A 12,929-nucleotide genomic window follows, 5' to 3' on the forward strand; every position below is an offset into this window, starting at 1 on the left:
GCGGACGGGAGGCGCGGTGCGGGCCCGCCCCGAGCCTCCAGGCCGACACGTCGCGCGTCCAGCGCGCCGGGCGCGACCCGGGACACCGCCCGTTCACCGGGCGGCCACCGGCCGGTCGCGTGGATGCTGAACAGTCGTGCAGGTCTTCAGCCCGATCGCCCCGAGAAGGACCCTGCATGCGCGCTCCTGCCCTGCGCCCACCCACCCTCCGCATCGGCGCGGCCGTCGCGACTGCCCTGGTCGTCGCCGCCGGTGTCGTCACCGCCAGCCCGGCCCTCGCCGCCGTCGGTGACGACGACCCGTCCGTCGGTGCCGTCGCCGCGAACGGCCTCGTCGTCAACGAGGTCGAGTCGAACGCCGACGACACCGATTGGGTGGAGCTCGAGAACACCTCGGGCACCGCGATCGACCTGACCGGGTACACGTTCCTCGACTCCGACAACTCGCACGACGCGTACGTGCTCCCCAGCGGCTCGACGATCGCCGCCGGCGGGTACTTCGTCGTCGACCAGCTGTCCGCGACCGCCCCCGGCTTCGACTTCGGGCTCGGTGGTGCCGACACCGCGCGCCTCTACGACCCTGCCGGCGACCTGGTGCTCCGGTACGCCTGGACGACCCACGCGGGTGTCACCTACGGCCGTTGCGCCGACGGCGTCGGGCCGCTCGTGGACACCACGGCCTCGACCAAGGGGGCTGCGAACGACTGCTCCTCACCCGTGCGGATCAACGAGGTCGAGTCGCAGGACGGCACTCCCGGCGACTGGGTGGAGCTGACCAACACCGGCAGCACCACCGTCGACCTGGGCGGGTACGTCCTGCGCGACAACGACGACGACCACGCGTACACGATCCCCGCGGGCACGACCGTCGCGGCCGGGGGCTTCACCGTCCTCGACGAGGCGGCGTTCGGCTTCGGACTCGGCAAGGCGGACTCCGCGCGGCTGTTCGACGCCCGCGGCGCGGTCGTCGACTCGACCTCGTGGACGGCGCACGCGACCACGACGTACGGCCGCAACCCCGACGGCACCGGGGACTTCGCCGAGACGGCAGCACCCACGAAGGGCGCGGCGAACCGGTTCGCCGGCGTCGTCACCGCCGAGGCCTGGCCCGGCGGCCCGGACGAGACCGTGCTCGACGACGAGGACACCTTCACCGGTGACCTGAGCGGCCTCGACTGGACGACCTCGACGACCTCGCGGGACGGGCAGCTCTGGGCCGTGCAGAACGGCGACGGCCTGCTCTACCACCTGACCTCGGACGGCGCGGGCGGCTGGGCGCTGTCGAACGCCGCGGGCACCGACCTGCGCTACGCCGACGGCACGGGCACCCCGGACGCCGAGGGTGTGACCGTCACGAGCGACGACCCCGGCGCCGTCTACGTGTCGACCGAGCGCAACAACGACGTGTCGAGCACGAGCCGCCCGTCGGTCCTGCGCTACGCCACGACCGACGGCTCCGAGGCCACCCTGCGGGCCACCGACGAGTGGAACCTCGCCGCGGACTTCCCCGGGCTCGGCGCGAACGCCGGGCTCGAGGGCGTCACCTGGATCCCGGACACCTGGCTCACCGCGCACGGCTTCACCGACGAGCGCACCGGCGCCGCCTACGCACCGTCGCGCTACGCCGGACACGGCGAGGGGCTGTTCTTCGTCGGGGTCGAGGGCACCGCGAGCGTGTACGCCTACGCCCTGATGGACGACGGGTCCTCGGCGCGCATCGCCACGATCGCGACCTCGCTCGCCGTCGTCGCCGACGTGCAGTTCGACCCGACGCTCGACGCGCTCTGGGTGGTCTGCGACGAGGTGTGCTCCGGCCGGACCGCGCTGTACGAGGTGACCGACGGGGCCTTCAGCGCCTCGACGCTGTACGAGGCACCCTCGGCCGCCGACCGCACGCTCGCCAACGAGGGCTTCGCGATCTCGGGCATCTGCACCGACGGGGAGCGCGCGACCTTCTCCGCCGACGACAACGACACGGACGGGTTCTCGCTCCGGACGGGGACGTACCCGTGCGAGGGCGGCGACACCGATCCGGGCACGGAGCCGACGCCGACGCCGACGCCGATCCCGTCGCCGGGCGACGGCGGCACGACCCCGACCCCGACTCCGGGTGGGACGCCCACCGCGGTCCCGACCCCTGGTCCGTCGGCTGCGCCGGTCGCCCCGGTGGCGCCGTCGGAGTCGGTGTTGACGGAGGCGAACCGTGGTGGGGTCTCGGCGCCGTCGTCGGCTCGTGCGGGGGAGACCATCACGGTGACGGTGGGTACTGCGTCTGCCGGTGACACGGTGAACGTGTGGCTGTTCTCGGAGCCGAGGTTGATCGGCACGGCTGTGGTCGCTGCTGACGGGACGGTCCGGGTGACGATCCCTGCCGACACGGTGGCTGGTGCGCACCGGTTGGCGGTGACGGCTGCGGACGGCACGCTGATCGGGTGGACCTCGATCACGATCACCGCGGACGGGCAGCTCGCGTTCACGGGCGCCGCAGGGATGGGTGCCGGTGCGCTGGTCGCGTTCCTGTTGCTCGCGGCGGGTGCGGGTGTGCTGGTCGTGCGTCGCCGCCGTCGGGCTGCGGCTGCGGAGTAGTCCCCACGCCCCACGTCGGGGCGATGAGTGTGCAGAAGACGTCGGGTTCGCGGTGCGGACCCGACGTCTTCTGCTCACCGTGCGCGGTGGGCGCGACCGCGCGGCGGACGGGAGGCGCGGTGCGGGGCCGCCCCGCGCCTCCAGGTCGGTGGGTGGCTGCGTTCAGTGCTCGGTGCCGTGCATGGTCTGGGTGTCGTCCTGACCGGGGATGGCGTCCTTCGTGGTCCAGCCGTACCAGCGGCCGTCGATCTCGGTGACCGCGCGACCGTCGCCGCAGGTGACGAGGCCCTTGGTCGGAAGACGCTCCGGCAGGAAGTCGGCGGTCATCGCCGTGCCGCCGTAGGACGTATCGAGCGGGGTGCAGGCGTCCACGTCCACGCCGTCCTTCGAGGCGAACCCGATGACGTACCCGGGCTGCGAGACGTGGAGGCGGACGTCGATGTCCTTCGCGTCCTTCGGCACCCACTTCGGCATGAAGAAGGCCAGGTCCTCGGACTCCCCGGAGTGCGGGGCGTCGGAGTACGTGTCGAAGTGCTTCTGCGGCGTCTTGTTCGGCACCATGTCCTGGATCGCGCTGCAGCCGGCGGTCAGCAGCAGGGCGGACACCGCAGCCGTGGTGGCGAGGGCGATCCGGAGGGTGCGGCGAGCGGTGGTGGGGCGCGTGTCGGTGCTCATGGATCCAGTCTCACGACGGACGCGTCGCTGAAACATCACGTGCGCACCCGGATGTGGTCGGGGGTTACCCCCACCCGCCACGCCGGGCCACCCGTCGGTGATCGGCCCGCGCACCCCGTCGTGACGCCGCAGTATCGTCGGGGCATGCAGCAGGAGATCCTCCGGTACACCGCGTTCGCCGCCGAGCCGGGCGGCGGCAACCCCGCAGGGCTCGTGCTCGACGCGGCCGGACTGTCCGACGACCAGATGCTCGCGGTCGCCCGGCAGGTCGGGTACCCCGAGACCGCATTCGTCGTGGGTGCGACGGCGACCGGGCCGCGGGTCCGCTACTTCTCGCCGAGCGCCGAGGTGCCGTTCTGCGGGCACGCCACCGTCGCGCTGGCCGTCGCGCTGGCCGAGCGCGAGGGGCCGGGCCGCCGGGTGTTCACGACCCTGGCCGGCGAGGTCACGCTCGATGCCACCGTCGGTGCGGACGGCTCGGTGCTGGTCGCGATGACGAGCGTCGAGCCGGCGACACGGGACATCGACCCGGTTCTGCTGGTGCGGCTGTTCGACCTGCTCGGGCTCTCGGCCGCGGACGTCGCTCCGGGGTTCCCGGTGCTGGAGTCCTTCGCCGGCAACTGGCACCCGGTGCTCGTGCTGCACGACTACGAGCTGTTCCACCAGTTCCGGTTCGCGCCGGGGCCCCTGGCCGAGCTCAAGCGCGAGGCCGGCTGGGCGGGGACCGTCACGGTGCTGCACCGCACCGGCGAGCGGGAGTACGAGGCGCGCAACCTGTTCCCCGCCGGACGCATCACCGAGGACCCGGCGACGGGATCGGCAGCAGCGTCGACCGGGGCGTACCTGCGGCAGATCGGTGCAGCGCATCCGGGCGACCGCGTCACGATCCGGCAGGGGCGACACGTCGGGCGTCCGAGTCTGCTGCTCGTGGACGTGCCCGAGGCCGGCGGGATCACGGTGACGGGGAGCGCGACCCCGATCTCCTGACGGACGTTCCTTCCCAGGACGCACGCGATGGGAAGCGGAATCGGGCGTACCTGGTCGAAACTTCCGACCCGGTACGCCCGATTCGACCCGGCACGCCCGAATCCGCCAGGCAACCACTTGACACGGTTAAGTCAATACGGTGGACTAATCCTGCGCGCGGGCGATGGTGCCCGCGGACATCACCCGTGCAAAGGAGCACCGATGAAACGCACCCGCATCATCGCCGGACTCGCAGCTGTGGCCGTGGCCGCAGTCGGTCTGGCTGGCTGCTCGAGCTCGGGGTCTGCCTCGAGCGACACGATCAAGATCGCGTACCAGAAGTTCGGCGCCTTCCAGCAGCTCGACGCCCAGATGAAGGTCGTCAAGAAGCAGTACGAGAAGGACAACCCCGGCAAGAAGGTCACCCTCGTGCCCATCCAGGCGCAGGGCAACGACTACTACACCAAGCTCGCGCTCATGAACAAGGCGCCGGCCACCGCCCCGGACGTCATGTACGAGGACACGTTCCTCGTCAAGGCCGATGCCGAGGCGGGCTACCTGCTGCCACTCGACAAGTACACGGACAAGTGGGACGAGTGGGACCAGTTCTTCGACAACGCCAAGCAGGCCGGGCAGGGTGACGACGGCAAGATCTACGGCGTCCCCATGGGCACCGACACCCGAGCCCTCTGGTACAACAAGGACATCTTCAAGAAGGCCGGGCTCGACGTCCCGTGGAAGCCGAAGACGTGGGACGACGTGCTCGCGGCGGCGAAGACCATCAAGGAGAAGCAGCCCGACGTCATCCCGTTCAACATCTACTCGGGCAAGGCGCAGGGCGAGGCCTCGACCATGCAGGGCTTCGAGATGCTCCTGTACGGCGCCGACGGCTCCGGCAACACCCTGTACAAGGACAAGAAGTGGGTCACCGGCTCGAAGCAGTTCGAGGACTCGCTCAAGTTCGTGAAGGACGTCTACCAGGGCGGCCTCGGCCCGACACCGCAGCAGGCGCTCGACACGAACGTCGGCACGACCATCGCCCAGACGTGGCTGCCGAAGGGCAAGCTCGCGATCGACCTGGACGGTTCGTGGCAGTCCGGCACGTGGCTGAAGTCCGGCACGGCGCCGTGGCCCGAGTGGAACGACGTGATGGGCCAGGCACCCATGCCGACCCAGAACGGGCAGGCTCCCGGCTACAACTCGATGTCCGGCGGCTGGACCCTGGCGGTCGGCGCGAAGTCGAAGAACCCGCAGGCGGCGTTCGACTTCATCACGAGCTTCCTCGACAAGGACGGTTCGCTCAAGTACGACACCGAGAACAGCCAGATCGCCGTCCGGAAGGACGTCGCGGACGACCCGGAGTACACGGCGGCGAACCCGACGTTCAAGTTCTTCTCGGGGCTGGTGGAGAACACCAACTTCCGCCCGGCGACGAGTGACTACTCGCAGGTGTCCAACGCGATCCAGGTCGCGATGGAAGCGGTCATGACCGGTCAGCAGTCGCCGAAGGACGCGGCTGCCGCCTACGACAAGGCCGTCACGCAGGTGGTCGGCAAGGAGAACACCGTCTCCGCTGGTTGACGGTCCGTCACCCACTGACGGACTGGAGGCGCGGGGCGGTCCCGCACCGCGCCTCCCATCCGTCCTTCCCCACCTTCGGAACCCCTCCGCACCCGGAAGGCACCCATCGTGTCCAGCACCCCCCTCGCGCCGACGCTGTCGGCGCCCGGTGCGCCGAAGCGCACCGATCCACCCGTGCCGCGCAAGCGGCGACCACTGCGGAACGTCGGACGAGCCGTCCCGCTCCTGCCCGCCCTGGTCCTGCTCGTCATCTTCCTGCTCGGCCCCGTCATCTCGTCGTTCTACGGGTCGTTCACCAACTCGGCCCTGACCGGCGCCAGCGCGGCCGACCAGCAGTTCGTCGGGTTCCAGAACTACGTCGAGCTGTTCCAGGACCCGGACTTCCCGAAGTCCGTGATCCTGACCATCGTCTTCCTGCTGGCCTCGGCCGTGGTGGGGCAGAACGTGCTCGGGCTCGGCCTGGCGCTGCTGATGCGCTCGGCGAACAAGGCCGTGCGGGCGATCGTCGGCACCTTCGTGGTGGCGGCGTGGGTCCTGCCCGAGATCGTGGCGTCGTTCGCGGCGTACGCGTTCTTCAACGACGAGGGGACGCTCAACACGTTCCTCGCGTCCATCGGGATCACCGGCGCGAACTGGCTCTACACGTACCCGATGCTCGCCGTGATCCTGGCGAACGTCTGGCGCGGCACCGCGTTCTCGATGCTCGTCTACTCGGCCGCCGTGCAGGAGGTCCCCGAGGAGATCACCGAGTCCGCCGAGGTCGACGGCGCCACCGGCTGGCAGCGGCTCGTCTACATCACGCTCCCGGTGATCCGCCGGAGCATCTCGACGAACCTCATGCTCACGACGCTGCAGACCCTGTCGGTCTTCACGCTGATCTTCGTGATGACCGGCGGCGGCCCGGGCACGAACTCGTCGACCCTGCCGATCCTGGCGTACCAGGAGGCGTTCAAGTTCTCGCAGCTCGGCTTCGGGACCGCGATCGCGACCATCCTGCTCGTGGTGGGGGCGGTCTTCTCGATCATCTACATCCGAGCCCTCAAGCCGGAGGTGGACTGATGGCCATGACAGCCCCGTCCCTCGACCAGACCACGACCCGATCGGTGACCGCACCGGGGTCGATGCACATGACCTCGCCGCGCGGCCGCACCATGCGGTGGGTGTCGAACGTCGTGCTGCTCGTCATCGCGGTGTGCTTCGCGGTGCCGCTGCTCTGGCTCGTGCTCGCCTCGTTCGACACCCAGGCGTCGCTGTCGGTGAAGCTGCCGTCGCAGTTCACGCTCGACAACTTCGCCAAGGTGCTCACCCCCGAGCTGTCGTTCATCCCGCTCGCGAACAGCCTGCTGCTCTCCGGCGGCACCGCGGTCGTCACCGTGGTGTTCGCCCTGCTGGCCGCGTACCCGCTGTCCCGGTACAAGATGCGCGTCAACAAGCCGTTCCTGTACAGCATCCTGTTCGGCACCGGCCTGCCGATCACCGCGATGATGGTGCCCGTCTACGCGCTGTTCGTGTCGCTCAACCTGATCGACAACGTGTGGGGCTGCATCTTCTTCCTCGCCGCCACCAGCTTGCCGATGGCGATCTGGATGGCGAAGAACTTCATGGACTCGGTGCCGATCTCGCTCGAAGAGGCGGCGTGGACCGACGGCGCCTCGATGCTCACCACCCTGACCCGCATCGTGATCCCGCTCATGCGTCCGGGCATCGCGGTCGTGTTCATCTTCGTGTTCATCCAGGCGTGGGGGAACTTCTTCGTCCCGTTCGTCCTGCTGCTCTCGCCCGAGAAGGTGCCCGCCGCGGTGAGCATCTTCAACTTCTTCGGGCAGAACGGGGCGGTGGCGTACGGCCAGCTCGCCGCGTTCTCGATCGTCTACTCCGTGCCCGTCATCGCCCTCTACGTGATCGTGTCCCGAGGCCTCGGCGGCGGCAACGCCCTCGCCGGTGGCATCAAGGGCTGACGCCGGCCCCACCCCCGCAAGACACCGGTGTTCGCGCGTCGAACACCCGCGAACCGCGGTTCGATCCGCGAACACCGGTGTTCCGCGAACCAGAAAGGAAGCACATGCACCAGGACGAACCGCTCGTCGAGGCCCGGATCGCCCGCCTCGTGCGCGACCGTGTCGACCCCGCCGTCCTCCGTCGCTCGGCGCCGGTGACGATCGAGGCGTGGGAGGTGCCGGGCGAACCGGTGCCGTTCGACGCCGCCGTGGGCGAGACGTACACACCGTTCACGGTGGGGTCGCACTGGGGCGGACGGCCGTGGGGCACGACGTGGTTCCGGGTGACCGGCACCGTGCCGGCGGACTTCGGCACCGCGCAGGGGACCACAGCCGAGCTCCTCGTCGACCTGGGGTTCACCAAGCGGCAGCCCGGGTTCCAGGCCGAGGGACTCGCGTTCCGCGCCGACGGCTCCACGATCAAGGCGATCGAGCCGCGGAACGACACCGTGCCGCTCGAGGTCGGCCCGGGGGAGTCCTTCGAGCTCTGGATCGAGGCCGGGGCGAACCCCGACATCGGCGGCGACTCGTTCCAGGGGGCGACGCCGCTCGGCTCGCGCTCCACCGCCGGCGACGACCCCATCTACCGCCTGAAGGCCCTGGAGGTCGTCGAGCGGGACGACACCGTGTGGGAACTGCAGCAGGACCTCTGGGTGCTGCGCGGGCTGATGGCCGAGCTCCCCACCGACGGCACCCGCGGCGCCGACATCCTGCGCGCGCTCGAACGGGCCGCCGACGCCCTGGACCCGGACGACGTCGCCGGTACCGCCGCGGACGCCCGGCAGGTCCTGGCGCCCGTGCTCGCCGTCCCCGCCAGCCCCGCCGCCCACCGTGCCATCGCCGTCGGGCACGCCCACATCGACTCCGCCTGGCTGTGGCCCGTGCGCGAGACGAAGCGCAAGTGCGCCAGGACGTTCTCGAACGTGCTCGACCTGATGGACCGCGACCCCGACTTCACCTTCGCCTGCTCGTCCGCCCAGCAGTACGCGTGGATCCGCGACGAGTACCCCGAGGTCTTCGCGCGCATCAAGCAGCGCGTCGCCGAGGGCCGGTGGATCCCCGTCGGCGGCATGTGGGTCGAGTCGGACACCAACCTGCCCGGCGGTGAGGCCCTGGCCCGCCAGTTCGTCGCCGGCAAGCGCTTCTTCCTCGAGGAGTTCGGCATCGACACCCCCGAGGCCTGGCTCCCCGACTCGTTCGGCTACTCGGGCGCCCTGCCCCAGATCGTCCGCGCCGCCGGCTCGAAGTGGTTCGTCACCCAGAAGCCGTCGTGGAACGAGACGAACGTCATCCCGCACACCTCGTTCCACTGGGAGGGCATCGACGGCTCACGCGTCCTGACGCACCTGCCCCCGGCCGACACCTACAACTCCGACGTCTCACCTGCCGACCTGCGCCGCGGCGAACGGAACAACAAGGAGCGCGGCACCGCCAACACGTCGATGCTGCTGTACGGCTTCGGCGACGGTGGTGGCGGTCCCACCCGCGAGATGGTCGGTGCCGCACACCGCCAGCACGACCTCGACGGGTCGCCGCACGTGACCCTCGGCACGCCGGCGCAGGTGTTCGAGCAGCTCGAAGCCGAGCTGCCGACGCCCGGGGTCTGGTCGGGGGAGATGTACCTGGAGTTCCACCGCGGCACCTACACGTCGCAGATCCGCACGAAGCAGGGCAACCGCCGCTCCGAGCACCTGCTGCGCGAAGCCGAGCTCTGGGCAGCGACGGCGGCCGTCCGGCTCGGCAGCGAGTACCCGTACGCCGAACTCGAGGACGCCTGGCACACCGTCCTGCTGCAGCAGTTCCACGACATCCTGCCGGGGTCGTCGATCGCGTGGGTGTACGAGAACGCCGAGGAGCAGTACGCCCGGGTCGCCGAGGTGCTCGAGGGGCTGATCGGGAGCGCGACGACGGCGCTCGCCGCAGGCGGGAGCGGTGCCGCTGCCGGCGCAGCCGACGACGCCGCGTCGGTCGTGCGCTTCAACGCCTCGCCGGTCGCGGCGGGAGAGGTGACCGCCCTTGCAGGTTCGGTCGTCCACGCGCCGCGACCCGTGCCTCCCGTCCGGGCAGGCGACCGCTTCGTCTTCGACACCGGCGTCGTCACCGCGACCATCGACGCTGCCGGCCACGTCGTGTCGTTCGTCGACTCCGCGACCGGACGCGACGCGATCGCGCCAGGCGCCAGGGCGGCCGAGTACACGGTGTTCCGCGACACCCCGAACCAGTGGGAGGCCTGGGACATCGACCGCGCGTACCAGCGCAACGGCACGGTGCTGTCGGCGTCGTCGGTCGCGATCGCAGGCGACGCGCTCGTGGTCGAGCGGTCCTTCGGATCGTCGACGCTCACCACGCGCTACTCGGCGGTGCAGGGCGAACCCGAGCTGACCGTCGAGACCGAGGTCGACTGGCACGAGCACCAGAAGCTGCTGAAGCTCGCGTTCCCGATCGACGTGCTCGCGTCGTCGGCCTCGAGCGAGATCCAGTTCGGGCACATCGACCGGCCGACGCACCAGAACACCTCGTGGGACCACGCCCGGTTCGAGACCTCGGCGCACCGCTGGGTGCACGTCGCGGAGCCGGGGTTCGGGGTGGCCGTGGCCAACGACTCGACCTACGGCCACGACATCACGCGTGAGACCCGGGCGGACGGCGGGACCACCACGCTCGTACGGGAGTCGCTGCTGCGCGGACCGACGTTCCCGGACCCGAACGCCGACCAGGGGCACCACGTGTTCCGGACGGTGCTGCGGATCGGGGCCTCGGTGCTCGACGCCGCAGACTCCGGGTACCGGCTGAACCTGCCGGTGCGGAGCGTCCCCGGGTCGACCCCGATCGAGCCGCTCGTCACGGTGTCGTCGCCGCAGGTGTTCGTCGAGGCCGTCAAGCTCGCCGAGGACCGCTCCGGCGACGTCGTCGTGCGGCTGTACGAGGGGCTCGGGGGCCGGGCGACGGACGTCGGGGTGGCCTTCGGGTTCGACGTCGAGTCGGTGTCGCAGGTCGACCTGCTCGAGCGGCCGCTGGAGCGCTCGTGGTCGGCCGGTCAGGCAGTCGCGTTGACCTTGCGTCCGTTCGAGATCGTGACGCTGCGCGTGCGTCGGGCCTGAGGCAGCGGGCCCGGCGCACTGCTGGGAGGGACCACGGCGCCGGACGGGACACGGGTGCGTTCCGTTCGGCGCCGTGTTGTGCGCGGGGCTGGCCGGGTGGAATCGGGCGTGGCTGGCCGAATCGGGCGTCCCTGGTCGGAACTTCCGGCCAGGTACGCCCGATCCCGCTTGGCATCGCGCCCGTTCTGGGAAGGAACGTCTTCCCTCCACAACCGCCCAGGCCTGGAGGCCCGTCCACAGTTCGCGACATCGGCCCGCTGGGCGGGTGGCCGGTCCGGCATTGCGGACGCGGCGTTGCGAGGTGGGTTCGACGTCGGCGACCTCGCGTGGGGTGACCTCGTCGCACCGGTGAACCGGCACAGCACGCTCTGGCTAGCGTGGCGGCATGGCAGTGCAGGAGATCTGGCTCGTCCGTCACGGCGAATCGGTCGCGAACGTCGCAGCGGCTCGGGCCGAGGCAGCGGGGGACGACGTCATCGACGTCGAGTTCCGCGACGCCGACGTCCCGCTCAGCCCGCTCGGCGCCGCCCAGTCACGTGCTCTCGGGCAGGAGCTCGCCGACCGCGGGATGGACGACGTCCCCGTCGCGCTCTGGGTGTCGCCGTACCTCCGGGCACAGCAGACCATCGCCATCGCGCTCGAGGCAGCCGGGCTCGCCGAACCCCGCAAGCGTGTGGACGAGCGACTGCGAGACCGCGAACTCGGCGTCCTCGACCTGTTGACCCTGCAGGGCGTCCGCAACCGGTACCCGGACGAGGAACGCCGCCGGCAGTGGCTCGGCAAGTACTACCACCGGCCCGCGGGCGGGGAGTCGTGGGCGGACGTGATGCTCCGGCTCCGGGCGCTCCTGGGTGACCTCGAGCGGGTCGACGGTGTCGAGCGCCTGGTGATCGCCGCGCACGACGCCGTGGTGATGCTCGCCGTCGCGGTGTGCCTCGACCTCGACGAGCCGGCACTCATGGAGTTCGCCCACACCCACGCGGTCGCCAACGCCTCCCTCACCCGACTCCGACGCGACGGCGCCGGGTCGCCGTGGGTCCTCGAGGAGTTCTCCTCGGTCGGACACCTGGACGACGACGAGGTCACCCAGCACACCGGCCGGAAGGACGACGAACATGTCCACTGAACCCGTCACCCCGAACTTCCTGCGTGACTGGCCGCTGCCCGAACCCGGTGCCGGCAAGTACGGCCGCGGGCAGGTGCTCGTCATCGGGGGTGCGGCTCGCACCCCGGGAGCCGCGCTGCTCTCGGCGCTCGCCGCGCTCCGCGTCGGCGCCGGTCGCCTCACCCTGGCCGTCGGCCGGAGCGTCGCGAACGAGGTCGCGGTCGCCGTGCCCGAGTCCGGGGTCGAGCCCCTCGACGAGGACCAGGACGGGCACATCGCCGTCGGCGCGATCGAGGGCATCGCGGACAGCGCCTCGAGCGCCGATGCCGTGTTGGTCGGCCCGGGACTCGACGAACCGGACGGTTCCCGTGACCTCGTGGCCGGACTCGCCGACGTCGTCGGTCCGCGGACCACCGTCGTGCTCGACGCCTTCGCCCTCGGTGTCGCCGCCGACGTACGGGACCGCCTCGAACCGCTGCGTGGACGGCTCGTGATGACGCCGAACTCCGGCGAGGCAGAACGCCTGCTCGGTCGGGAGTGCAGCGACGACGACGTGGCCGACGCCGTCGCGATCGCGAACCGGTTCGGTGCGGTCGTCGCCCTCGGTGACGCCATCGCGACACCGCACGGTCGTGCGTGGCTCAAGGGCACCGGCTCGGGTGGCCTCGGCACCAGCGGGAGCGGGGACGTGCTGTCCGGCGCGGTCACCGGGCTGCTCGCCCGCGGTGCCGATCCGGCACAGGCCGTGGCGTGGGCGTCGTACGTGCACGCTGCCGCCGGTGACCGGCTCGCGGTGCAGGTCGGACCACTCGGCTACCTGGCGAGCGAACTCGTGACCGAGATCCCGCGGGTCCTCGTCGAACTCGGAGCCTGAGCGCGCCCGGAACGACCCGCGGGACCGTCGTCGTGAACCGCATCC

Annotated in this window: 9 protein-coding genes; 8 read left to right on the forward strand and 1 reads right to left on the reverse strand. The window is 70.9% G+C overall.

What is annotated here, in order from left to right:
• Positions 1-176 precede the first annotated feature (176 nt).
• Positions 177-2,585 (forward strand): lamin tail domain-containing protein, encoded by a 2,409-nt coding sequence (locus tag ITJ50_RS04930; protein ID WP_194590019.1) that lies wholly within the window; start codon positions 177-179, stop codon positions 2,583-2,585.
• Positions 2,586-2,747: 162 nt separating this feature from the next.
• Here the strand turns inward: ITJ50_RS04930 and ITJ50_RS04935 are convergent, their stop codons facing one another.
• Positions 2,748-3,260, reverse strand: a complete 513-nt coding sequence (locus ITJ50_RS04935; RefSeq protein ID WP_056071909.1) for a hypothetical protein — start codon at positions 3,258-3,260, stop codon at positions 2,748-2,750.
• Between the two features lie 144 nt (positions 3,261-3,404).
• Between ITJ50_RS04935 and ITJ50_RS04940 the strand changes: the two genes are divergently transcribed.
• The 7 genes from ITJ50_RS04940 (at position 3,405) to ITJ50_RS04970 (ending at position 12,884) form a co-directional block, all read left to right on the forward strand.
• Positions 3,405-4,247 carry a PhzF family phenazine biosynthesis protein gene (locus tag ITJ50_RS04940; protein ID WP_194590020.1) on the forward strand — a complete coding sequence of 281 codons (843 nt, stop codon included), beginning with the start codon at positions 3,405-3,407 and terminating at the stop codon, positions 4,245-4,247.
• A 201-nt stretch (positions 4,248-4,448) separates the two neighbouring features.
• A complete protein-coding gene (locus ITJ50_RS04945; protein ID WP_017888132.1) occupies positions 4,449-5,807 on the forward strand; it encodes an extracellular solute-binding protein in 1,359 nt (452 codons plus the stop codon).
• A 108-nt stretch (positions 5,808-5,915) separates the two neighbouring features.
• Complete coding sequence (locus ITJ50_RS04950) at positions 5,916-6,866, forward strand: carbohydrate ABC transporter permease (protein ID WP_194590021.1); 951 nt, start codon at positions 5,916-5,918, stop codon at positions 6,864-6,866.
• 5 nt (positions 6,867-6,871) lie between these two features.
• Entirely contained in the window at positions 6,872-7,765 is an 894-nt protein-coding gene (locus ITJ50_RS04955; RefSeq protein WP_371830315.1) for a carbohydrate ABC transporter permease, read from the forward strand.
• A 104-nt stretch (positions 7,766-7,869) separates the two neighbouring features.
• Positions 7,870-10,905, forward strand: coding sequence for an alpha-mannosidase (locus ITJ50_RS04960; RefSeq protein WP_194590022.1), 3,036 nt, complete (start codon positions 7,870-7,872; stop codon positions 10,903-10,905).
• 385 nt (positions 10,906-11,290) lie between these two features.
• Positions 11,291-12,031 (forward strand): histidine phosphatase family protein, encoded by a 741-nt coding sequence (locus tag ITJ50_RS04965; protein WP_017888128.1) that lies wholly within the window; start codon positions 11,291-11,293, stop codon positions 12,029-12,031.
• Positions 12,021-12,884, forward strand: coding sequence for an NAD(P)H-hydrate dehydratase (locus ITJ50_RS04970; RefSeq protein ID WP_056071897.1), 864 nt, complete (start codon positions 12,021-12,023; stop codon positions 12,882-12,884). Before ITJ50_RS04965 ends, ITJ50_RS04970 begins: the two co-directional genes overlap by 11 nt.
• Positions 12,885-12,929: the final 45 nt, after the last annotated feature.

The organism is Curtobacterium sp. VKM Ac-2889 (assembly GCF_015350855.1).
In the GTDB taxonomy this organism is placed as follows: Bacteria; Actinomycetota; Actinomycetes; order Actinomycetales; family Microbacteriaceae; genus Curtobacterium; species Curtobacterium poinsettiae.